We start from the raw sequence: 20,780 nt of genomic DNA, 5'->3' as shown, positions 1-20,780 counted from the left end.
CGACTGGCCCGCGAATGCCGGTCCTTGCTTGCCCGGCAAGTGGCATTCGCTCAGAAGGCTGGCGACTGATGGCGCTATTCATCGCGCCGTAGGGAAGGTAAGCAGCATGGTACAGGTGAGAGCGAACCAGCCGATAAACACAGACGGCAGTATCAATCTCGACGCGTGGCTCGATCATATTGTCAGCGTCGACCTGGTCCTGGACCGGGAAGTCATGAAACAGGCCTGTGAATTCGCCCGGCAAGCCGAGCAGAACGACAAGGTCCACAAGAATCATTGGGCAGAGGGCACCTCCAGTTTCCAGACCGGTCTGGAAATCGCGGAGATCCTGGCTGACCTCAAGCTGGATCAGGACTCGCTGGTTGCAGCGGTCATTTACCGCGGCGTGCGCGAAGGCGTCATCCCTTTGCCGGAGGTCGAGCAGCGTTTCGGCGCGACGGTCGCCAAACTGATCGACGGCGTGCTGCGCATGGCCGCGATCAGCGCCAGTCTCAGCCCTCGTCAATCTCTGGTGCTGGGCAGTCAGGCGCAGGTTGAAAACCTGCGCAAGATGCTCGTGGCGATGGTCGACGACGTTCGCGTTGCGCTGATCAAACTGGCCGAGCGTACCTGCGCGATTCGTGCGGTGAAGAACGCCGACGACGAGAAACGCAACCGTGTGGCACGGGAAGTATTCGATATCTACGCGCCGCTGGCCCACCGTCTGGGGATCGGGCACATCAAGTGGGAGCTGGAAGACCTGTCTTTCCGCTACCTGGAGCCTGATCAGTACAAGCAGATCGCCAAGCTGCTGCACGAGCGCCGGCTGGACCGCGAGCGCTTCATCAGCGACGTCATGTCCCAGCTCGACAACGAACTGCAAGCCACCGGCGTGACGGCTGACATCAGTGGCCGAGCCAAACATATCTATTCCATCTGGCGCAAAATGCAGCGCAAAGGCCTGGCATTCAGCCAGATCTATGACGTGCGCGCGTTGCGTGTACTGGTCCCGGAAATGCGCGATTGCTATACCGCTCTGGGCATTGTGCACACCTTGTGGCGACATATTCCCAAAGAGTTCGACGATTACATCGCCAACCCCAAGGAAAACGGCTATCGCTCGCTGCACACCGCCGTGATAGGGCCGGAAGGCAAGGTGCTGGAAGTGCAGATCCGCACCCACGCCATGCATGAAGAGGCCGAACTGGGTGTTTGCGCGCACTGGCGCTATAAGGGCACCGACGTCAAATCCGGCTCCAATCATTACGAAGAGAAGATTTCCTGGCTGCGTCAGGTGCTCGAATGGCATGAAGAGCTGGGTGACATCGGTGGGCTGGCAGACCAGCTGCGGGTTGATATCGAGCCTGACCGCGTCTACGTCTTCACCCCTGACGGCCACGCCATCGACCTGCCCAAGGGCGCGACACCGTTGGACTTTGCCTATCGGGTGCACACCGAAATCGGCCATAACTGCCGTGGTGCGAAGATCAACGGCCGCATCGTACCGCTCAACTACAGCCTGCAGACCGGTGAGCAGGTCGAGATCATCACCAGCAAGCACGGCACGCCGAGCCGCGACTGGCTGAACTCCAACCTGGGTTACATCACCACCTCGCGGGCGCGGGCGAAGATTGTTCACTGGTTCAAATTGCAGGCCCGCGACCAGAACGTTGCTGCCGGTAAAACCCTTATCGAGCGCGAACTGGCGCGTCTGGCATTGCCGCAGGTCGACTTCGACAAGCTGGCGGACAAGGCTAATCACAAGACCGCCGACGACATGTTTGCCGCCCTGGGCGCGGGTGATCTGCGTCTGGCGCAGCTGGTCAATCTGGCTCAGCAGCAGGTGGAACCTGATCGCGTCAATGAACAGCTGGAACTGATCCCGCGCAAGGCTACGGGCTACAAGCCTGGCAAGCGTGGCGATATTCAGATTCAGGGCGTCGGCAACCTGATGACACAGATGGCCGGTTGCTGCCAGCCGCTGCCGGGCGATGCGATCGTCGGTTACATCACCCAGGGCCGTGGCGTCAGCATTCACCGTCAGGATTGCGCTTCGGTGCTGCAACTGGGCGGTCGCGAGCCCGAGCGGATCATTCAGGTCAGTTGGGGGCCGGTGCCGGTGCTCACGTACCCGGTGGACATCATCATCCGCGCGTACGACCGTTCCGGCCTGCTGCGTGACGTCACCCAGGTGCTGCTCAACGAGCGTATCAACGTGCTGGCGGTCAACACCCGCTCGAACAAGGAAGACAACACAGCGCTCATGTCGCTGACCATCGAGATTCCGGGTCTGGACGCGCTGGGACGGTTGCTGGGGCGTATTTCCCAGTTGCCGAACATCATTGAAACGCGCAGGAACAGGACGCCATAAGCGTTGCCTGCGCTCACAGGGAGCCCCATGCATACAGTTCAAGACCTGCTGAACCTCATGGCGCGGCTGCGTGATCCGCAGTCTGGTTGCCCGTGGGATCTGAAGCAGACCTACGCCAGCATCGTGCCGCATACGCTGGAAGAAGCCTACGAGGTGGCCGATGCTATCGAGCAGGGCGACCTCGACCATCTGAAGGGTGAGCTGGGAGACCTGCTGTTTCAGGTGGTCTTCTATGCTCAGTTGGCCAAGGAAGAAGGCCGGTTTGAATTCGACGACGTCATCGACGGCATTACCCGCAAGTTGCTGCGTCGCCATCCGCACGTGTTTCCGACTGGCGAGCTGTATGCGCCGGCAGAAACGCCGCGCCTGACCGACGAGCAGGTCAACCAGCGTTGGGACGAAATCAAGGCCGAGGAGCGTGCCGAAAAGTCTGGCGCGCCCGAGCAGTTGTCGTTGCTCGATGACGTGCCGGTGGCCTTGCCTGCGTTGAGTCGTGCCGCCAAACTGCAGAAGCGTGCTTCGCAGGTCGGCTTCGACTGGCCTGCAGCGTTGCCGGTGGTCGACAAGGTGCGTGAAGAACTCGATGAAATTCTTGAAGCCATGGTCGACAATGACGCCGAAGGCATTGCCGAGGAAGTCGGCGATTTGCTGTTCAGCGTCGTCAACCTGGCCCGGCACCTTAAAGTCGACCCGGAAACTGCGCTACGCTCGGCTAATAGCAAGTTCGACAGACGCTTCCGATTCATTGAACAGGCATTGCGCCACATCCAGCGTCCTATCGAATCGTGCACGCTCGAAGAAATGGACGCATTGTGGGGCGAAGCCAAACGTCAGGAAAAGAGCACGCCCGGCTGCGGCTGAGTGTGCGGTAACGGTATAAGTGAGTAGACAATGAGCCTTTCCCTTCGCGATCAGTTGCTCAAGGCAGGTCTGGTCAACCAAAAGCAGGCCAAGCAGGTCGGCAAAGAAAAGCAGAAAGAGCAGCGTCTGGTGCACAAGGGTCAGGCTCAGGCCGACGACTCGCAAAAACGTGCGGCTCAGGAAGCCATGGCCGAGAAGGCCAAGCGTGACCAGGAGCTCAACCGCCAGCAGCAGGAGAAGGTCGAGCAGAAGGCCCGCGCCGCTCAGGTCAAACAACTGATCGAAGTGTCGCGCCTGCCCAAGCTGATTACCGAGGATTACTACAACTTCGTTGACGACAAGAAGGTCAAGCGGATCTCGGTCAACGCGCTGGTGCGCAACAAGCTCAGCAGCGGTTCGCTGGCCATTGTTCACCACGGCGGCGGTTACGAGATCATTCCGCGTGAGGCTGCGCTGAAGATCCAGGAGCGCGACCCGCGCCGTATCGTGTTGCTCAACACCCCGACCGAAGCGCCGGATGCTGACGATCCGTACGCTGCGTATCAGGTGCCTGACGACCTGATGTGGTAACTCGCTGACCGGTCAAAACAAAACCCGCATTCAGCGGGTTTTGTCGTTTATTGTTCTGGGGTTTTCTGGTTCAGGGAAGTTGCTTAGTGGTTGCCCTGGCTTTCCAGTGCTTCCAGCTCTTCCTTGTAGCGTAGAGCATCGGACTCTACGTGAAACATGCCTACAAGTTGGTCCTGTTGATGCACGTCCCAGATCTGGATGCCGTCGGCAACGGCTTCGTGAGAGAGGTGGGCGTCGTCGCGTTCAGTAACTCTGACAGTCATAGTAGTAAGCTCCTGACTTTGATGGCCTGAGTGGTTAGGCCTCTGGATACTGCGGCGATGTGTCGCAGGACTCTTTTATAGAATTTGTTAGCTCCCTAAGTAAATAGCCTGTTCAGGTTCCCGAGCGATCAAAAAATGGTCGTTCGCCTACAGCCCTTGCATGGCGAGGCCTGTAGCGTGGAAACGGCAAGGTGAAGGATTTTTCATGTGCCTTTAGCGGTGCAGAAAGATGACGCGGAGCGTCAAGAACGGCATTCCCACGCGGAGCGTAGGGAACGATAGGTGTCCTTATTGCGCGAGGTTCGGCGTCGGCATTCCCACGCGGAGTGAAGGGAGCGCTAGGTGTCCTGGAGAGCACCGCCACTATCGTGCGACGCTCTGCGTCGGCATGCCGTTCTGGACGCTCTGCGTCCTCTTGTTTGCAGCCAATAAAAAGCCCCGCTAATAAGCGGGGCTCGGTGCTACGGGCGGTCAGGGCAATCAGCTGCCTTTGACAGCCTTGCCGTTCACGGTGCCGTCGAGCAGCACGATGTTGTATTCCTTGCCGTCGGTTTCGACCTGTTGCAGGCGCACGAGCAGGTAATCCCAGTCCTTGGCGAACCACAGCACGGTGGTGCGCTTGCTTTGTGTCGGGTCACGTACGCGCTCGACCTTGATCGCATCGACCTGGCCAGTCTTGGTGGTGACCTTTTCCGAGCCCAGTACGCGGAAGTCGTAGGTGTCTACTTCATCACCGTCGACCACCTGGTAGCTCATGCTCTTCTTGCCATCAGCGATGTCGTGTTGCAACGCCAGCTGATACGTGGACTTGTCGAGGATGCCACGGTTGAGCGGCAGCTTGATCGCATCGCCACGGTCGGTGCCGGTGACGAACTTGGTGTTCCAGTCGAACGCCAGATCAACCTTCTTGGATTTGCCCAGGCCGCTTCGCTCGAAGCTGTAGGTCTGTGGCAGCAAGGTTTCCTTGTCGACCTTCAGCGTGCTGACTTCAGTCAGGCTGGCAATCATCATCGAGGCCTTGAAGCTCAGGGTCCAGGTGCCATTGGCACCGGCTTCCAGGCTGCGTTCAGCCGTGCCGCTCATGGGCAGCTGTTTCCAGTCGGCGGTGTAGCTGGCGGAGAAGGGTTGAAGTTCTGCGGCCTGTACGGCAGGCAATGCGAGCAGAGCGAAAGCGAAGAGCAGAGCGCGACGCATAATATCTCCTAATGTCGAATCAGATGGCCGCTGGCCGGGAGTAACTGGCTATCCAGTAACGCACCTTGTTCACCAAGGCTCAGTCGGCCCTCGGCAAACCAGCGAATGGCCAGTGGGTAAATACGGTGCTCTTGAACATGAACCCGTTGCGCGAGCGTTGTGGGCGTGTCGTGCAACTGTACCGAAATAACTGCCTGTACGACCAGTGGGCCGCCATCGAGTTCCTCGGTGACGAAATGCACGCTGCAGCCATGCTCGGTGTCACCAGCTTCCAGCGCACGCTTGTGCGTGTGCAAGCCTTTATACCGCGGCAGCAGGGAAGGGTGAATATTCAGAAGGCGGCCATGGAAGTGGCGCACGAAGCCTGCGCTGAGAATGCGCATGAATCCGGCCAGTACCACCAACTGTGGCTGGAAAGTGTCGATCAGTTCGATCAGCGCTGCATCGAAGGCTTCACGGCCTTCATAGGCAGTGTGATCCAGCACGCAGGCTTCGATGCCTGCGTCCCTGGCGCGTTGCAGACCGAACGCATCTGCGCGGTTGGAAATCACCGCGCGGATGCGGACCGGGCTGGACCCGTCCTTGAAACTGTCGATCATCGCTTGCAGGTTGCCGCCGGTGCCGGACAGCAGCACCACGACATCGCAGGTGGCTGGCATCAATGCGCCTTGAGGTTTTTCAGCTCGACTTGTGCTGCACCTTCGGCAGCGGTGGCGATCTGACCGATCACCCATGGCTGCTCGCCAGCTTCGCGCAGAACCTTCAGCGCGGCTTCAACGTGTTCCTGAGCAACGCAGATAACCATGCCGACGCCGCAGTTCAGCACGCGGTGCATTTCGTTTTCAGCGACGTTGCCTTGCTGCTGCAGCCAGTCGAAAACGGCCGGACGCTGCCAGCTGGCGACGTCGACAACGGCCTGAGCGCCTTGCGGCAGAACACGCGGGATGTTGTCGAGCAGGCCGCCACCGGTGATGTGGGCCATGGCCTTGACCGCGCCGGTTTCCTTGATCAGCTTGAGCAGCGGCTTGACGTAGATGCGGGTGGGCGCCATCAGCAGCTCGGTCAATGCCTTGCCGTCCAGCTGAATGCTTTCGATATCGGCACCGGCCACTTCGATGATCTTGCGGATCAGCGAATAACCGTTGGAGTGCGGGCCGGACGATGGCAGGGCGAGCAGGGCATCACCGGCAGCGACTTTCGAACCGTCGATGATCTCGGCCTTTTCCACGACGCCGACGCAGAAGCCAGCCAGATCGTAGTCTTCGCCTTCGTACATGCCCGGCATTTCAGCGGTTTCGCCGCCGACCAGCGAGCAGCCAGCCAGTTCGCAGCCAGCACCGATGCCGGTGACGACCTGAGCAGCGGTGTCGACGTTCAGCTTGCCGGTGGCGTAGTAATCGAGGAAGAACAGCGGCTCTGCACCGCAGACCACCAGGTCATTGACGCACATGGCGACCAGATCGATGCCGATGGTGTCGTGCTTGTTCAGGTTCAGGGCCAGACGCAGCTTGGTGCCCACGCCGTCGGTGCCGGAAACCAGGACCGGTTGCTTGTAGCCGGCCGGGATTTCGCAGAGGGCGCCGAAGCCTCCCAGGCCGCCCATGACTTCCGGACGCTTGGTGCGCTTGGCGACGCTCTTGATGCGTTCGACCAATGCTTCACCGGCGTCGATGTCTACACCGGCGTCTTTATAGCTCAGGGAGGGTTGCTTGCTCATAGAAAATCCAGGCCTTTAGGGGGGATTCGGAGGTATCGACCGCTGCGTTGGGACCCGTTCAGCACCGCGCTGTCATGCGGTGGTAATGTTGGGCCGTGGCGATTGCCGGTCTGCGAAGGCGCGCGATTTTATCAGGCTTGCTCCCCAGGGGCCATCCTTGCGCCGACAACAGGGCGGTGTTGCGCCAAATAAACCTGATCCGGCGCCTCCCGTCAGTGCGAGTGCCGCCGTTTAAGGTGTACTTTATGCGCAAATTGAATGATTGGTGGTTCAAGGCTGTCCCAGACTTGTACACCTCCTGAAACAGCTTCTTTTTACTTTTTTCCGTTCGGGAACTGTCCATGCGTTTTTCCAGAGTTCTTCTAGTCGGCTGTCTGTCCCTGATCAGCCTCCCCAGTCTTGCCGAAACGGTCAGCAACCTTTATCAGGTCCGCGAGCCGGTTGCTGGTCAGTCGCCCGATGAGCGCACACGGGCCACCCAGGCCGCGGTCGAAACGCTGGTGCTGCGCCTGACCGGTGACGCCAAGGCCGCGCAGGGTTCGGCCATCGCCGCGCTGCGCAAAGATCCGCAACAAATCATCAGCCAGTACGGCTATGAGGCCGGTCCGCCGGAAACCCTGCTGGTGGACTTCGATCCGGCGACCACAGACCGTGCGTTGCGTGATGCCGGCCTGTCGATCTGGGGCAGCAATCGCCCGTCGATCCTCGGCTGGTGGCTGAACGACTCGGTGGAAGGCTCGAATCTGGTCGGTGACGGTCAGGCTGCCGCCGAACCGCTACGCCGCGCTGCGCAACACCGTGGTTTACCGCTGCGTCTGCCGCTGGCGGATTTGAGCGAGCAGGGCATCGGTAACGCCAAGGCACTGGAAGGCACTGATGCCGCGCCGCTCAAGGAAGCTTCCGAGCGTTACGGTGCCGACGCGATACTGGCGGTGCACGCCAAGGAAGACGCAGGCCAGTGGCAGGGCAAATGGCGCTTGTGGCTGGGCGATCAGCGCGAGCAGGGCACCGCGACCGCGGCTAGTTCCGAAGCGTTGGCCGATGCGGTGCTGCTGTCGGTCAGCCAGCGTCTGGCCCCACGTTTTGTCGCCAAGCCCGGTGCCTCGACGGGCCTGTTGGTGCAGGTTCAGGGCATGACACTGGAGCGCTATGCACAACTGCTTCAGTTACTTGATCCGTTCGGCGTGCGTCTGAGTTCTGTCGACGGCGATAAAGTGGTGTTTGAGGTCAGTGGCAGCACCGATCAGCTACGCTCGCAGTTGTCGCTGGCCAAATTGCAGGAAGTGCCCGCAGCCGAGGCAGCCGCTGCCGCAACGCCGCCTGCTGCGCCTGTCGATGCGACTGCGCCGGTTGCGCCAGCCAATGGAGCTGCTGCTGTTCCGGCACCTGCGTCCGCACCGATGATTGTTCCGGCGTCCGCGCCACAGCTTTATTTCCGCTGGTAATCCGGCAAAGCGCTTTTCCATTGGGTTGAGGGATGTTGATGACTGATACACGGCGTTGGTTCTGGATCGGCGGCCTGGCCTTGCTGGTCGCATTCGTGGTGCTGTTGCACACGATCCTCACCCCTTTTCTGGTAGCGCTGCTGCTGGCCTACATGGGCGATCCGCTGGTGGATCGTCTGGAGCGCGCCGGGCTGTCCAGAACCTTGAGCGTGGTGGCGGTGTTCGGTCTGTTCACGCTGGTGCTGATGGCTTTGCTGCTGGTGCTGGTGCCGATGCTGGCCAAGCAGTTGTTTCGTCTCTATGAGCTGGCCCCGCAGATCCTCGACTGGCTGCAACACTCGGCGTTGCCGTGGGTGCAGGCCAAGTTCGGGCTGGCAGACGGGTTCTGGAAGTTCGACAAGATCAAGGCAGCCATCTCCGAACACATGGGGCAGGCCGGGGATATCGTCTCTGTGGTGCTGTCCCAGGCTACGGCGTCGAGCCTGGCGCTGATCGGCTGGCTGACCAATCTGGTGCTGATTCCGGTGGTGTGTTTCTACCTGTTGCGTGACTGGGACATCATGACCGGCAAGATCCGCGGTCTGCTGCCACGTCAGCGTGAAGGTCAAATCGTCAAGCTGGCGGGCGAGTGCCACGAGGTGCTGGGCGCGTTCATACGCGGGCAGTTGCTGGTCATGGTCGGTCTCGGGGTGATCTACGCGGCCGGTCTGATGCTGGTCGGGCTGGAACTGGGCCTGTTGATCGGGGTGATCGCCGGTCTGGCTGCCATCGTGCCTTATATGGGCTTTGTGATCGGCATTGGCTCGGCACTGGTCGCCGGGTTGTTCCAGTTTGGTGGTGACCTGTACCCGATGATGGGCATCGTTGCCGTATTCATGATCGGTCAGGCCCTCGAAGGGATGGTGCTCACGCCATTGCTGGTAGGGGATCGCATCGGTCTGCACCCGGTGGCGGTGATCTTCGCGATTCTGGCGGGTGGCGAGCTGTTCGGCTTCACCGGCATTCTGCTGGCGTTGCCGGTCGCTGCGGTGATCATGGTGCTGGTGCGCCACATGCATGACGTTTATAAAGACTCGGAAATCTATGCAGGTGCGGAAGATCCCGAGCTGTAAGGGCATCGCACGCCTCTTCACTGCCCGGTGAAGAGGCTTGTGCAGGCAATGCATGCATTACGTCAAAACGCCCTTTCTCGACCCGCGCTTTACGCACCCTGACGCAAACCTTTGATTTTGCTTGAGGTCTGTCGCATTGTGCGACCCGCTTCACGGGTATAAACTTTGCGCTCTTTACACAGAGGCCCTTGACGGTTTGCATGAGCCGTTAGTCAGCATGAAACCGATTCAGCTGCCCCTGAGTGTGCGTCTGCGTGATGACGCCACTTTCGTCAATTACTATCCAGGCGCCAATGCCGCTGCACTCGGCTATGTCGAGCGGCTGTGCGAAGCCGACGCTGGCTGGACGGAAAGCCTCATCTATCTATGGGGCAAGGATGGAGTAGGGCGCACGCACCTGCTTCAGGCTGCGTGCCTGCGTTTCGAGCAACTGGGCGAACCTGCGGTGTATCTGCCGCTTGCCGAAGTCATCGATGAAGGTATCGAGCTGTTCGACCATCTTGAACAGTACGAACTGGTATGTCTGGATGACCTGCAAGCCATTGTCGGCAAGCCGGAGTGGGAAGAAGCCCTGTTTCACCTGTTCAACCGTTTGCGTGACAGCGGGCGTCGTCTGCTCATTGCAGCGTCCAAATCGCCCCGCGAACTGCCGGTCAAACTCCCCGATCTGAAATCCCGTCTGACCATGGCCCTGGTATTCCAGATGCGCGGGCTGTCCGACGAAGACAAGCTGCGTGCGCTGCAACTGCGTGCATCACGCCGCGGCCTGCACCTGACCGATGAGGTAGGTCATTTCATTCTGACGCGTGGTACGCGCAGCATGAGCGCGCTGTTCGAATTGCTTGAGCGCCTTGATCAGGCATCACTCCAGGAAAAGCGCAAGCTGACCATTCCCTTCCTTAAAGAGACGCTGGGGTGGTAGATCAGGCGCTGTTGATGCAAACGGCGGCAGCCTTGCGCCATGCACAACGGATTCTGGTAATCACCGGGGCAGGCCTGTCGGCTGATTCGGGCTTGCCGACCTATCGCGGCGTCGGCGGTCTCTACAACGGCAAGACCGACGACGGCCTGCCTATAGAAATGGCCCTGTCCGGGCCCATGCTGCGCCGTGACCCCGAGCTGTGCTGGAAGTACATCGCCGAACTGGGCAGGGCGTGCCTGGGTGGCGAGCCGAATATCGCGCATTACGCCATCGCCCAGTTGCAGCGCATCAAGCCCGAGTGCTGGGTGCTGACCCAGAACGTCGACGGCTATCACCGCGCCGCTGGCAGCCCGCCGGAACGCCTGATCGAAATTCACGGGCAACTCTCGCCACTGTTTTGCCAATCCTGTGGTGCTGAAGATCCGCAATTGAGTGAGCACTTGCAGCGTCCTTTGCCCCCTTTATGCCCGGCATGTAGTGGCGTTATGCGACCGCCCGTCGTTCTTTTTCAGGAAATGCTCCCTGAAAGAGCACTGGAAACACTGTATGAACAACTGGCTAAAGGCTATGACGCAGTCCTGAGTATCGGTACCACGGCAAGCTTCCCCTACATTCATGAACCGGTCATTCGCACCAGAGTTTCCGGGGGTTTTACGGCGGAAATCAATCCGCAGCCGACCGATCACAGCGCGCAGATGGACGTCTTTTTGCAGTGCCGCGCAGCACATGTCATGGCGGAACTCATAAGTCACATCTAGTTCGATTGAATTTGCAAATCACCTTCATAAAAGGCATAGTCTCGCCATCTTAACTAGTCAGCCACGGTTGTGCCCATGCAGGTTGTTCGCTTCGCACCCCTCGTGCCTCTCGCACTCGTTACATTCCTCTTCGGTTGCTCGGCCAATATGCCGGTCGCACAGCAAGAACAGGCTCAGCCCGTTGCGCGTTATCAGAACGCAGCAAATGCTCAGTCCGCAGCCCGTCGCGCCGACGCCGCAGCCTTGCAGGACGAGATTGCCACCGAAGACGAACTCGCTCACTTCGCCGACAACAAGTCCTACCAGCTGCCGGTTCTGGCCGACAGCATCCTGGAACGTGGCAAATCCCTGATCGGCACGCGTTACAAGTTCGGCGGCACGTCGACTTCCTCGGGTTTCGATTGCAGCGGCTTCATTGGTTATCTGTTTCGCGAAGAGGCTGGCATGAGCCTGCCGCGCTCCACGCGTGAAATGATCAACGTTGACGCACCGCTGGTATCGCGCAAAAACCTTCAGCCTGGTGATGTACTGTTCTTCAGTACCCGTGGCCGTGGTCGCGTAAGCCATGCAGCGATCTACGCCGGTAATCAGCAGTTCATTCACTCCAGCAGCCGTCGCAGTGGCGGTGTACGCATCGACAGCCTCGATGACGCCTACTGGAGCAAGACGTTTATCGAGGCCAAGCGTCCTCTGGCAATGGCGCCAGGTACGGTCGCGGTAAAGTCGACGCCTGATGCCGCGCAGACAACAGCGATGACTTCGACTACAGTCAAGACCGCGCCAAAGCGGCGTAAATAAAATAGAACGCGCAGAACAAGACCTTCGGGTCTTTCTGCGTTTTTGAGCTTCTCGGCAGCGTAAGCCGCATCCGGATAGGTTGTTGTGGTTATGTCGATTGCGTTGCGCCTGATAGTCATCTCTGTTGCTGCGTTGCTGGGTGCTTGCGCCAGCGCGCCGCCACCGCCCAAAGCTCCCCGGATCGTTCAGCGTCCGGTGGTCACTGCTCCCCCTCAGATTCTTTCTCCGGCTGCCGAAGACGTGCTGTTTCGTGCGTTGGGGCTGGTTGGCACGCCTTATCGCTGGGGCGGCAACACGCCTGACTCCGGTTTTGATTGCAGCGGTCTTATAGGTTATGTCTATCGCGATGCAGCGGGCATTTCCCTGCCGCGTTCCACGCGCGAGATGATCGTGATGGGCGTGCCGAATATCCGTCGCGAGCAATTGCAATCAGGGGATCTGGTGTTCTTCGCCACCTCGGGCGGCTCGCAGGTGTCCCACGCGGGCATCTACGTCGGCGAAGGCCGCTTCGTGCATGCCCCGGCCTCCGGCGGCACGGTCAAGCTCGACAGCCTCGACAAGCCTTACTGGCAAAAAGCCTACCTCAACGCCAAGCGCGTCATTCAACCAGCAAATCTGGCGCAGATTCGGCCATAGCGCTTCGCCTGCTCGCGGTCTGCCTGGAACCAGCAGCACAAAACNCTTTGACGACAGTGAGCTTGAACTGCTCTGAATACTTACCCATTTGAACACCCCCATGAGGTCGGATTGGTGTCCAACTTCTTGGGGGCAGTTCACTGGAGCGTAGGGAACGATAATCTCAACTACCGTAAGGCGCNAGAACTGCATTCCCACGCTGGAGCGTGCGGAACGATCAACCCGACTATCGTGCGGCGCTCTGCGTCGCATGCCTTTCTGGACGCTCTGCGTCCTCTTGCGACGCAGAGCGTCGAGAACTGCATTCCCACGCTGGAGCGTAGGGAACGATCATCTCAACTGCCGTACGGCGCTCTGCGTTGACATATCGANGCGCTCCGCGTCGACATGCCGTTCCGGACGTGCGGAACGATAACTCAACTAACGTCCGACGATCCGCGTCAAACCTCTGCGCTCGGCGTTATTGAGCTGCCTTGGCCGAGGTCACGCGCCAGATCTTGTTGCCGACATCATCTGCCACCAGCAAGCCGCCGCGTTGATCATTGACCACGCCAACCGGGCGGCCCATGGCTTTTTCGTCTTTGTTGAGGAAACCGGTCAGCACATCGACCGGAGCGCCGTTGGGCTTGCCGCCGCTGAAGGGCACGAACACCACTTTATAGCCGCTGTGCGGTTTGCGGTTCCATGAGCCGTGCTGGCCAATGAACAGGCCTTCGTTGAACGGCGCCGCCAGCGTCTTGCCATCGGCGAATACCAACCCTAACGAGGCCGTATGCGGGCCGACTGCGTAATCCGGTGCGATGGCCTTGGCGACCAGTGCCGGGTTCTGCGGTTTGACGCGCTCGTCGACATGCTGGCCGTAGTAGCTGTAGGGCCAGCCGTAGAAAGCGCCATCCTGAACCGAGGTCACGTAGTCTGGCACCAGGTCGCTGCCGATTTCGTCACGCTCGTTGACCGCCGTCCACAGCTTGCCGGTTTTAGGCTCCCAGTCCATGCCGTTGGGGTTGCGCAGGCCCGAGGCGAAAATGCGGTGATTGCCGGTGGCAGCGTCGACTTCCCAAATGGCTGCACGACCTTCTTCCTTGTCCATGCCGTTCTCGGCCACATTGCTGTTGGAGCCTACTGTGACGTACAGCTTGCTGCCATCCTTGCTGGCAATGACGTTTTTGGTCCAGTGGTGGTTGAGCGTGCCGCCCGGCAGGTCGACCACTTTGGTCGGCTGCGCGCTGATCGAGGTCTGACCCGCTTCATACGGGAAGCTGATCAGGCGGTCGGTGTCGGCGACATACAGCTTGTTGCCCACCAGGGTCATGCCAAACGGCGAATTGAGGTTTTGCAGGAACACGGTGCGGGTCTCCGCGACGCCGTCCTTGTCCACGTCGCGCAGCAGAGTAATGCGGTTGGCGCTTGGCACGCCCGCACCGGCGCGGCCCATGACTTTTTCCATTACCCAGCCACGAATACCCTTGGAATCATCCGGTTTGGCCGGCGAATTGGTTTCCGCCACCAGCACGTCGCCATTGGGCAATACATACAGCCAGCGCGGGTGGTCCAGGTTTTCGGCGAACGCTGCCACCTGTGTGCCCGGCGCGGCGACCGGTTTTGCGCCTTTTTCCCAACCTACGGCGGGGGCGATGTTGACGGTCGGGATCAGCGTCTTGTTGGGCTCCGGCAGTTTGGGCGAGGGGCCTGTTCCATCCGAGACTTGCAGGGTCGAAGACTCGCCGCAGGCAGCAAGGCCACCGGCAACCAGAAGCAACACTGCGTAGTGGGGTCTGAGTCTGAACATGGTGAATCTCCATAAACAAGGGCGTGGTCCGATAATTGATAGAGGCACTGCGAACCGTCTGGGTTCAATCACGTTTCACAGCGTCGGTGTCGATTGACGCTCCCAGCCCAACCCTCTACCCTTCGCGGTTTGTTTCAGGTGCTCTGCAATCCTTGATTGGCAGGGTGAAACAGGGAAGCCGGTGTGGATCAATCGATCCGATCCCGGCGCTGCCCCCGCAACGGTAAATGAGTCAAGGCTGTGCCTGACGCCACTGTGTTTCGACATGGGAAGGCGCGCAGCCGGGGGTAACCCGCTCATGAGCCCGGAGACCGGCCTGAACCACTCAATGGCATCACGGAGGGTGATGCTCTGTGCAGGGCGTTGCCGTGCTGTCCAGTGCTGTCCTTCCGTCTGTTGTCGACTGCCACGAGCGGAGAACCCGGATGAACGAATCCCCCGAACGCGACGAACGCCATCTGGCGCGCATGCTGCGCAAGAAAGCCGTGATGGACGAGCGCATTGCCAACTCACCCAACGAGTGCGGCCTGCTGCTGGTCTTGACCGGCAATGGCAAAGGCAAGAGCAGCTCGGCATTCGGCATGCTTGCCAGGGCCATGGGCCACGACATGCAGTGCGGCGTGGTGCAGTTCATCAAGGGCCGCAACAGCACTGGCGAAGAAATGTTTTTCCGCCGTTTCCCCGAGCAGGTGCGCTATCACGTGATGGGCGAGGGCTTCACCTGGGAAACCCAGGATCGCCAGCGTGACATCGCCGCCGCCGAAGCCGCCTGGGCCGTGTCTCGGGAAATGCTTCGCGATCCGGCCATTGGTCTGGTGGTGCTCGACGAACTGAACATTGCCCTCAAGCATGGCTACCTCGACCTTGAACAGGTGTTGAGTGATCTGCAGGCCCGCCCGCCGATGCAGCATGTGCTGGTGACCGGCCGCGGTGCCAAACCCGAATTGATCGACCTGGCTGATACGGTTTCCGAAATCGGCGTGGTCAAGCATGCGTTTCAGGCCGGTATCCGGGCGCAGAAAGGTATCGAGCTTTGAACCCTTCATCATTGAGCGCACTGCAATGAGAGCTCCGCGCGATTGCCCGGCGGTTTTGATCGCCGCGCCTGCCTCCGGGCAAGGCAAGACCACCGTCACCGCGGCACTGGCACGTTTGCACCGCAATCAGGGCCGCAAGGTTCGGGTGTTCAAATGCGGGCCGGATTTTCTCGACCCGATGATTCTCGAGCGGGCCAGTGGCGCACCGGTCTACCAGCTGGACATGTGGATGGTCGGTGCCGACGAAAGCCGTCGCCTGTTGTGGGAAGCCGCAGATGAGGCGGACCTGATTCTGATCGAAGGGGTCATGGGGCTGTTCGACGGCATGCCGTCGAGCGCCGACCTGGCCCGGCATTTTGGCGTGCCGGTGTTGGGGGTGATCGACGGCACTGCGATGGCACAGACGTTTGGCGCGCTGGCGCTCGGGCTGGCGCGTTATCAGCCGGATCTGCCGTTTGCCGGCGTGCTGGCCAATCGGGTTGGTACGGTACGCCACGCGCAGTTGCTGGAAAACAGTCTGACCGAAGGCCTGCGCTGGTATGGCGCACTGTCCCGGGAAGTCGGTTTCGAATTGCCCAGCCGCCATCTGGGGCTGGTCCAGGCCAGCGAACTCAATGATCTGGATGTGCGGCTGGACATGGCTGCCGCCGCGCTGGCCAGCACCTGCGAAGTGGCCTTGCCGCCAGCCGTAACCTTTACCGCGCCTGACCCGGTTCAGGTCGAGCCGTTGCTCAGCGGTGTGCGCATCGCCATTGCCCGCGACGAGGCCTTTGCCTTTCTGTACGGCGCAAGCCTGGACTTGCTGCGAAACATGGGCGCAGAGCTGAGTTTCTTCTCGCCGATCCATGATCGTGAGCTGCCCGACGCCGACAGCCTGTACCTGCCGGGTGGCTACCCGGAGCTGCATCACGTTGCGCTGGCGGAAAACCTGACGATGCAGGCGTCGATCAGGGCGCACCATATTGCTGGCAAGCCGATTCTGGCCGAGTGCGGCGGCATGCTTTATTTACTCGAAGCGCTGACCGATGTGGAGGGTGTGCGCGCCGAACTGGTCGGCTTGCTGTCCGGTGAGGCGGTCATGCAGAAGCGTCTGGCGGCGCTGGCCTTGCAAGCGGTTGAATTGCCCGAGGGCACGCTGCACGGCCACACGTATCACCATTCGCTGACCAGCACCGAGTTGCAGCCGATTGCCCGTGGCGTCAGCCCCAACGGCGGGCGTGGCGCAGAGGCAGTCTATCGCCTGGGTCGTCTGACCGCGTCCTACGTGCATTTCTATTTCCCTTCCTGCCCTCAGGCGATTGCGGCGCTGTTCAAACCATGACCGAACAAGCGTTCAGCCCTGAAGAGCGGGCTGCGGTGTACCGGGCCATCGCCGAGCGTCGCGACATGCGCCACTTCGTCGGCGGCACGGTGGCCCCCGAGTTGCTGGCGCGCTTGCTGGAAGCCGCACACCAGGCGCCCAGTGTCGGGCTGATGCAGCCGTGGCGCTTCATTCGCATCAGCGATCCGGCGTTGCGCGGAAAAATGCAGGCGCAGGTAGAAGAAGAGCGTATCCGCACTGCCCAGGCGTTGGGTGAGCGCACCGACGAGTTCATGAAGCTCAAGGTCGAAGGCATCAACGACTGCGCAGAAGTGTTGGTCGCCGCACTGATGGAAGGCCGTGAACAGCATATTTTCGGCCGCCGCACCTTGCCGGAAATGGACATGGCCTCGTTGTCCTGCGCCATCCAGAACCTGTGGCTGGCGTCGCGTGCCGAGGGGCTGGGTATGGGCTGGGTGTCGCTGTTCGACCCGGAGGCGCTGGCCGAACTGCTGGGCATGCCTGACGGCGCCAAGCCGCTGGCGATCATTTGCCTGGGGCCGGTTAAGGAATTTTATCCTGCGCCCATGCTGGTCATGGAAGGCTGGGCGCAGGCGCGTCCGCTGCATGAGTTGCTGTATGAGAATCAATGGGGAGTGAGTCAATGAGTGTGGCGCTGTTGAGCGTCGCCGGGGTCGCGCTGGACGCGCTGCTCGGTGAGCCAAAACGATGGCATCCGCTGGTGGCGTTCGGCAACTTCGCCAGCCGGGTCGAGCAGCGTTTCAACAGTGGCGGCCGTGGCTGGCGCAGTCACGGCGTCACCGCCTGGGTCATCACCGTTGTGCCGCTGACGCTGCTGGCCACGCTACTGAGCTGGCTGCCCGGTATTGGCTGGCTGGTCGAGGTTCTGGCGCTGTATTGCGCGCTGGGCATGCGCAGCCTGGGTGAGCACGTTCAGCCGGTGGCGCAAGCGCTGCGCAGTGACGATCTGGTCGAGGCACGTCAGCGGGTCGGTTATCTGGTCAGTCGCCAGACCAGCGAACTGGATGCCACCGAAGTGGCTCGCGCGGCGACCGAGTCAGTGCTGGAGAACGGCAGTGATGCGGTGTTCGCCGCACTGTTCTGGTTTGTCGTGGCCGGTGCGCCCGGCGTGGTGCTGTACCGGCTGAGCAACACGCTGGACGCCATGTGGGGCTACCGTAACGAGCGCTTCGAGCGTTTCGGCTGGGCTGCGGCGAAGATCGACGATCTGCTCAACTACCTTCCTGCACGCCTTGTGGCGTTGACTTACGCCTTGCTGGGCAAGACCCGATTGGCGCTGCGTTGCTGGCGCACGCAGGCTCCGGCCTGGGACAGTCCGAATGCCGGTCCAGTGATGGCCGCTGGCGCAGGCGCGCTGGGTGTCGAACTGGGCGGGGCGGCGATCTATCACGGCGAGCTGCATCAGCGTCCGCAACTGGGTGAAGGTGCGCCTGCCGATGCGGATTCCATTGATCGCGGCTGGCAATTGGTGCAGCGCGGCGTCTGGTTGTGGTTGCTGGTCATATGCGTGGTAGCTGAATTCTATGCTTGAGCACGGCGGTCGGTTGCGCGCCGCAGCGCAGCATTACGGTATCGAACTGGCCGACTGGCTGGACCTGTCCACGGGCATTGCACCCTGGTCGTGGCCTGTGCCGCAGATCCCGATGCACGCCTGGGCGCGTTTGCCCGAGACCGATGATGGCCTGGAAGCAGCGGCCTGCCGTTATTACGGCGTGCCTCGCTTATTGCCGGTGTCCGGCTCGCAGGCCGCGATTCAAGCGTTGCCGCGGGTACGCAGCGGAGGTCGGGTTGGCGTGCTGTCGCCATGCTACGCCGAGCATGCACATGCATGGCGCAAGAACGGCTTCGTGGTCCGTGAGGTCAGCGAGCAGGAGGTCGAATACTTTCTCGACACTCTTGATGTGCTGGTGGTGGTAAACCCGAACAATCCGACCGGTCTGCACCTGAGCGCCGAACGCCTGCTGGAATGGCATGCGCGACTGGCCGAGCGCGGTGGCTGGCTGGTCGTCGATGAAGCGTTCATGGATAACACGCCGGGCCTGAGCCTGGCTGCCGAGACGTGGCGCACCGGGCTGATTGTGCTGCGCTCGTTCGGCAAGTTTTTTGGCCTGGCCGGTGTCAGGCTCGGTTTTGTCATGGCCGAACCGGTATTGCTGAGGATGCTGGCGCAGGAAATCGGCCCTTGGTCGGTCAGCGGGCCAACACGGATCATCGGTCAGGTGTGCCTCAATGATCAGGAAGGGCAGGCCCGTCAGCGTGAACGCAGCGAGCAGGCTCGCGAGCGTCTGGTGGCCTTGCTCGACCAGTACGGTCTGAGCCCGCAGGGCGGCTGTGCGCTGTTTCAGTGGCGCATGACCCCTGAAGCGCAAACGCTCTACGAGTTCTGTGCGCGACGTGGCGTATTGTTGCGTCTGTTCCAGGGCGGCACACCCGAGTCCGCCAGTCTGCGCTTCGGTCTGCCCCGCGACGAGGCCGACTGGCTGCGCCTGCACACTGTTCTGCTTGAATACCGCAAGGAATACCCATGAGCACGCTGATGGTACAAGGCACCACCTCCGACGCCGGCAAAAGCACACTGGTGACGGCACTGTGCCGCTGGCTGACTCGTCAGGGTGTCAAGGTCGTGCCATTCAAGCCGCAGAACATGGCGCTCAACAGCGCGGTGACGGCAGACGGCGGCGAGATCGGCCGCGCTCAGGCCGTGCAGGCGCAGGCGTGCTTTCTGGAGCCGCACACCGACATGAACCCGGTGCTGCTCAAGCCCAACAGTGATACCGGTGCGCAGGTGATCATTCACGGTCGCGCCGTCACCACTATGAACGCGGTGGCTTACCACGGCTATAAAGAGATCGCCATGCAGGCGGTGCTGGAGTCGCATCGGCGGCTGGGCCAGAGCTATCCGGTGATCATGGTAGAAGGCGCGGGCTCTCCGGCCGAGATCAACCTGCGCGCCAACGATATTGCCAACATGGGCTTTGCCGAGGCGGTCGACTGCCCGGTGCTGTTGATTGCCGACATCAATCGCGGCGGGGTCTTTGCCCATCTGGTCGGCACGCTGGAATTGCTGTCGCCCAGCGAACAGGCGCGGGTCAAGGGGTTCATCATCAACCGTTTTCGCGGCGACATCGCCTTGCTGCAACCGGGCCTGGACTGGCTGGAGGCGCGCACCGGCAAACCGGTGGTTGGCGTGTTGCCTTATGTAATGGACCTGCACCTGGAGGCCGAAGACGGTCTCGATCAGCGCCAGACCGACAAGGTCGAGCAGGTCCTGAACGTGGTGGTGCCAGTGCTGCCGCGCATCAGCAACCACACCGATTTCGACCCGTTGCGCCTGCATCCTCAGGTCAACCTGCAATTTGTCGGTCCCGGTCAGGACATTCCTCCTGCTGACCTGATCATTCTGCCCGGCTCGAAAAGCGTGCGCAGCGACCTGAAGTACCTGCGCAGCAACGGCTGGGAAACCGCCATCGAGCGGCATTTGCGCTACGGCGGCAAGCTGCTGGGTATCTGCGGCGGTCTGCAAATGCTCGGCGAGCAGGTGCACGACCCGCTGGGGCTGGAGGGCGCAGCCGGTTCCAGCCCCGGTCTTGGTCTGCTGGCGATGAGCACGGTGCTGGAGGCGGAAAAACAATTGCGCAATGTGCGCGGTCGTCTGACCCTGGAAGACGCCGAGGTCAGCGGCTACGAAATTCATGCCGGGGTAACGACAGGGCCGGCGCTGGAGCAGGCTGCCGTGCAACTGGACGACGGGCGTTGCGATGGCGCGCAGAGTGTCGACGGGCAGGTGCTCGGGACTTACCTGCACGGCCTGTTCGAATCACCTGCGGCCTGTAGCGCGTTACTGCGCTGGGCGGGGTTGGCGAACGTGCAGTCCGTCGACTATCACGCCCTGCGCGAGCGCGACATAGAACGTTTGGCGGACCTGGTGGAAAAACACCTGGACGGCCCATTGCTTCGCGAATTGTGCGGCCTGGAGGCAAACTGAA

20 protein-coding genes and 1 riboswitch are annotated in these 20,780 nt (G+C 61.0%); of the genes, 15 read left to right on the top strand and 5 right to left on the bottom strand.

Features of this window, described 5'->3' with window-relative positions; genetic code table 11:
* Positions 1 to 106 precede the first annotated feature (106 nt).
* Genes relA through AO068_RS11560 form a run of 3 tightly spaced genes read left to right on the top strand, consistent with a single transcriptional unit; the run spans position 107 to position 3,781 of the window.
* The gene (gene relA / locus AO068_RS11570; protein WP_058400182.1) at positions 107 to 2,350 is read left to right on the top strand and encodes a GTP diphosphokinase; all 2,244 of its coding nucleotides are present in this window, start codon (positions 107 to 109) and stop codon (positions 2,348 to 2,350) included.
* A 27-nt stretch (positions 2,351 to 2,377) separates the two neighbouring features.
* Positions 2,378 to 3,211, top strand: a complete 834-nt coding sequence (gene mazG, locus AO068_RS11565; RefSeq protein WP_058408416.1) for a nucleoside triphosphate pyrophosphohydrolase — start codon at positions 2,378 to 2,380, stop codon at positions 3,209 to 3,211.
* Between the two features lie 30 nt (positions 3,212 to 3,241).
* Entirely contained in the window at positions 3,242 to 3,781 is a 540-nt protein-coding gene (locus AO068_RS11560) for a DUF2058 domain-containing protein (protein ID WP_005755227.1), read from the top strand.
* A gap of 83 nt (positions 3,782 to 3,864) precedes the next feature.
* On the opposite strand, the gene AO068_RS11555 is transcribed toward AO068_RS11560, so the two are convergent.
* From AO068_RS11555 to purM, 4 genes are all read right to left on the bottom strand, one after another.
* Positions 3,865 to 4,044, bottom strand: coding sequence for a hypothetical protein (locus AO068_RS11555; RefSeq protein ID WP_002554613.1), 180 nt, complete (start codon positions 4,042 to 4,044; stop codon positions 3,865 to 3,867).
* 480 nt (positions 4,045 to 4,524) lie between these two features.
* Positions 4,525 to 5,238 carry a DUF3108 domain-containing protein gene (locus AO068_RS11550; RefSeq protein WP_002554612.1) on the bottom strand — a complete coding sequence of 238 codons (714 nt, stop codon included), beginning with the start codon at positions 5,236 to 5,238 and terminating at the stop codon, positions 4,525 to 4,527.
* Positions 5,239 to 5,246: 8 nt separating this feature from the next.
* Complete coding sequence (gene purN / locus AO068_RS11545) at positions 5,247 to 5,897, bottom strand: phosphoribosylglycinamide formyltransferase (RefSeq protein ID WP_058400184.1); 651 nt, start codon at positions 5,895 to 5,897, stop codon at positions 5,247 to 5,249.
* The gene (purM, locus tag AO068_RS11540; RefSeq protein WP_058408415.1) at positions 5,897 to 6,955 is read right to left on the bottom strand and encodes a phosphoribosylformylglycinamidine cyclo-ligase; all 1,059 of its coding nucleotides are present in this window, start codon (positions 6,953 to 6,955) and stop codon (positions 5,897 to 5,899) included. Before purM ends, purN begins: the two co-directional genes overlap by 1 nt.
* A gap of 341 nt (positions 6,956 to 7,296) precedes the next feature.
* Here purM and AO068_RS11530 point away from each other — a divergent pair, with 341 nt between their 5' ends.
* The 6 genes from AO068_RS11530 (at position 7,297) to AO068_RS11505 (ending at position 12,626) form a co-directional block, all read left to right on the top strand.
* Positions 7,297 to 8,400, top strand: a complete 1,104-nt coding sequence (locus tag AO068_RS11530; RefSeq protein ID WP_058408414.1) for a DUF2066 domain-containing protein — start codon at positions 7,297 to 7,299, stop codon at positions 8,398 to 8,400.
* Between the two features lie 38 nt (positions 8,401 to 8,438).
* Positions 8,439 to 9,512: an AI-2E family transporter gene (locus AO068_RS11525; RefSeq protein WP_002554608.1), complete on the top strand. Its 1,074-nt coding sequence runs from the start codon at positions 8,439 to 8,441 to the stop codon at positions 9,510 to 9,512.
* A 217-nt stretch (positions 9,513 to 9,729) separates the two neighbouring features.
* A complete protein-coding gene (gene hda, locus AO068_RS11520) occupies positions 9,730 to 10,434 on the top strand; it encodes a DnaA regulatory inactivator Hda (protein WP_002554607.1) in 705 nt (234 codons plus the stop codon).
* Positions 10,428 to 11,192, top strand: coding sequence for an NAD-dependent deacylase (locus AO068_RS11515; protein ID WP_058400187.1), 765 nt, complete (start codon positions 10,428 to 10,430; stop codon positions 11,190 to 11,192). Before hda ends, AO068_RS11515 begins: the two co-directional genes overlap by 7 nt.
* Before the next feature lie 75 nt (positions 11,193 to 11,267).
* Complete coding sequence (locus tag AO068_RS11510) at positions 11,268 to 11,990, top strand: C40 family peptidase (RefSeq protein ID WP_058400188.1); 723 nt, start codon at positions 11,268 to 11,270, stop codon at positions 11,988 to 11,990.
* A 90-nt stretch (positions 11,991 to 12,080) separates the two neighbouring features.
* Entirely contained in the window at positions 12,081 to 12,626 is a 546-nt protein-coding gene (locus tag AO068_RS11505; RefSeq protein WP_058400189.1) for a C40 family peptidase, read from the top strand.
* Positions 12,627 to 13,086: 460 nt separating this feature from the next.
* On the opposite strand, the gene AO068_RS11500 is transcribed toward AO068_RS11505, so the two are convergent.
* A complete protein-coding gene (locus AO068_RS11500; RefSeq protein WP_005782621.1) occupies positions 13,087 to 14,415 on the bottom strand; it encodes a PQQ-dependent sugar dehydrogenase in 1,329 nt (442 codons plus the stop codon).
* A 119-nt stretch (positions 14,416 to 14,534) separates the two neighbouring features.
* Positions 14,535 to 14,749: riboswitch (cobalamin riboswitch) on the top strand.
* A 91-nt stretch (positions 14,750 to 14,840) separates the two neighbouring features.
* On the opposite strand from AO068_RS11500, the gene cobO reads away from it, so the two are divergent.
* From cobO to AO068_RS11470, 6 genes are read left to right on the top strand one after another with little or no spacing between them, the layout of a single operon-like run.
* On the top strand, positions 14,841 to 15,452 hold the full coding sequence (gene cobO / locus AO068_RS11495; protein ID WP_058408412.1) for a cob(I)yrinic acid a,c-diamide adenosyltransferase: 612 nt from the start codon (positions 14,841 to 14,843) through the stop codon (positions 15,450 to 15,452).
* Positions 15,453 to 15,477: 25 nt separating this feature from the next.
* Positions 15,478 to 16,773: a cobyrinate a,c-diamide synthase gene (locus AO068_RS11490; RefSeq protein ID WP_058408411.1), complete on the top strand. Its 1,296-nt coding sequence runs from the start codon at positions 15,478 to 15,480 to the stop codon at positions 16,771 to 16,773.
* The gene (gene bluB, locus AO068_RS11485) at positions 16,770 to 17,420 is read left to right on the top strand and encodes a 5,6-dimethylbenzimidazole synthase (protein WP_058401250.1); all 651 of its coding nucleotides are present in this window, start codon (positions 16,770 to 16,772) and stop codon (positions 17,418 to 17,420) included. The genes AO068_RS11490 and bluB overlap by 4 nt, the downstream gene beginning before the upstream one ends.
* Positions 17,417 to 18,325: an adenosylcobinamide-phosphate synthase CbiB gene (gene cbiB, locus AO068_RS11480; RefSeq protein ID WP_058408410.1), complete on the top strand. Its 909-nt coding sequence runs from the start codon at positions 17,417 to 17,419 to the stop codon at positions 18,323 to 18,325. The genes bluB and cbiB overlap by 4 nt, the downstream gene beginning before the upstream one ends.
* Positions 18,318 to 19,322 (top strand): threonine-phosphate decarboxylase CobD, encoded by a 1,005-nt coding sequence (gene cobD, locus AO068_RS11475; protein ID WP_058408409.1) that lies wholly within the window; start codon positions 18,318 to 18,320, stop codon positions 19,320 to 19,322. The genes cbiB and cobD overlap by 8 nt, the downstream gene beginning before the upstream one ends.
* The gene (locus tag AO068_RS11470; protein ID WP_058408408.1) at positions 19,319 to 20,779 is read left to right on the top strand and encodes a cobyric acid synthase; all 1,461 of its coding nucleotides are present in this window, start codon (positions 19,319 to 19,321) and stop codon (positions 20,777 to 20,779) included. The genes cobD and AO068_RS11470 overlap by 4 nt, the downstream gene beginning before the upstream one ends.
* The last annotated feature ends 1 nt before the right edge of the window (position 20,780 follow it).

Origin of the sequence: Pseudomonas sp. ICMP 3272, assembly GCF_001466905.1 — a bacterium.
Taxonomy (GTDB): Bacteria; Pseudomonadota; Gammaproteobacteria; order Pseudomonadales; family Pseudomonadaceae; genus Aquipseudomonas; species Aquipseudomonas amygdali.
This window is presented reverse-complemented; position numbering and strand designations above follow the sequence as displayed.

Coding starts and splice junctions, on each gene's coding strand:
- relA (WP_058400182.1), top strand. CDS start 107: ATGGTACAGGTGAGAGCGAACCAGCCGATAAACACAGACGGCAGTATC.
- mazG (WP_058408416.1), top strand. CDS start 2,378: ATGCATACAGTTCAAGACCTGCTGAACCTCATGGCGCGGCTGCGTGAT.
- AO068_RS11560 (WP_005755227.1), top strand. CDS start 3,242: ATGAGCCTTTCCCTTCGCGATCAGTTGCTCAAGGCAGGTCTGGTCAAC.
- AO068_RS11555 (WP_002554613.1), bottom strand. CDS start 4,044: ATGACTGTCAGAGTTACTGAACGCGACGACGCCCACCTCTCTCACGAA.
- AO068_RS11550 (WP_002554612.1), bottom strand. CDS start 5,238: ATGCGTCGCGCTCTGCTCTTCGCTTTCGCTCTGCTCGCATTGCCTGCC.
- purN (WP_058400184.1), bottom strand. CDS start 5,897: ATGCCAGCCACCTGCGATGTCGTGGTGCTGCTGTCCGGCACCGGCGGC.
- purM (WP_058408415.1), bottom strand. CDS start 6,955: ATGAGCAAGCAACCCTCCCTGAGCTATAAAGACGCCGGTGTAGACATC.
- AO068_RS11530 (WP_058408414.1), top strand. CDS start 7,297: ATGCGTTTTTCCAGAGTTCTTCTAGTCGGCTGTCTGTCCCTGATCAGC.
- AO068_RS11525 (WP_002554608.1), top strand. CDS start 8,439: ATGACTGATACACGGCGTTGGTTCTGGATCGGCGGCCTGGCCTTGCTG.
- hda (WP_002554607.1), top strand. CDS start 9,730: ATGAAACCGATTCAGCTGCCCCTGAGTGTGCGTCTGCGTGATGACGCC.
- AO068_RS11510 (WP_058400188.1), top strand. CDS start 11,268: ATGCAGGTTGTTCGCTTCGCACCCCTCGTGCCTCTCGCACTCGTTACA.
- AO068_RS11505 (WP_058400189.1), top strand. CDS start 12,081: ATGTCGATTGCGTTGCGCCTGATAGTCATCTCTGTTGCTGCGTTGCTG.
- AO068_RS11500 (WP_005782621.1), bottom strand. CDS start 14,415: ATGTTCAGACTCAGACCCCACTACGCAGTGTTGCTTCTGGTTGCCGGT.
- cobO (WP_058408412.1), top strand. CDS start 14,841: ATGAACGAATCCCCCGAACGCGACGAACGCCATCTGGCGCGCATGCTG.
- AO068_RS11490 (WP_058408411.1), top strand. CDS start 15,478: ATGAGAGCTCCGCGCGATTGCCCGGCGGTTTTGATCGCCGCGCCTGCC.
- bluB (WP_058401250.1), top strand. CDS start 16,770: ATGACCGAACAAGCGTTCAGCCCTGAAGAGCGGGCTGCGGTGTACCGG.
- cbiB (WP_058408410.1), top strand. CDS start 17,417: ATGAGTGTGGCGCTGTTGAGCGTCGCCGGGGTCGCGCTGGACGCGCTG.
- cobD (WP_058408409.1), top strand. CDS start 18,318: ATGCTTGAGCACGGCGGTCGGTTGCGCGCCGCAGCGCAGCATTACGGT.
- AO068_RS11470 (WP_058408408.1), top strand. CDS start 19,319: ATGAGCACGCTGATGGTACAAGGCACCACCTCCGACGCCGGCAAAAGC.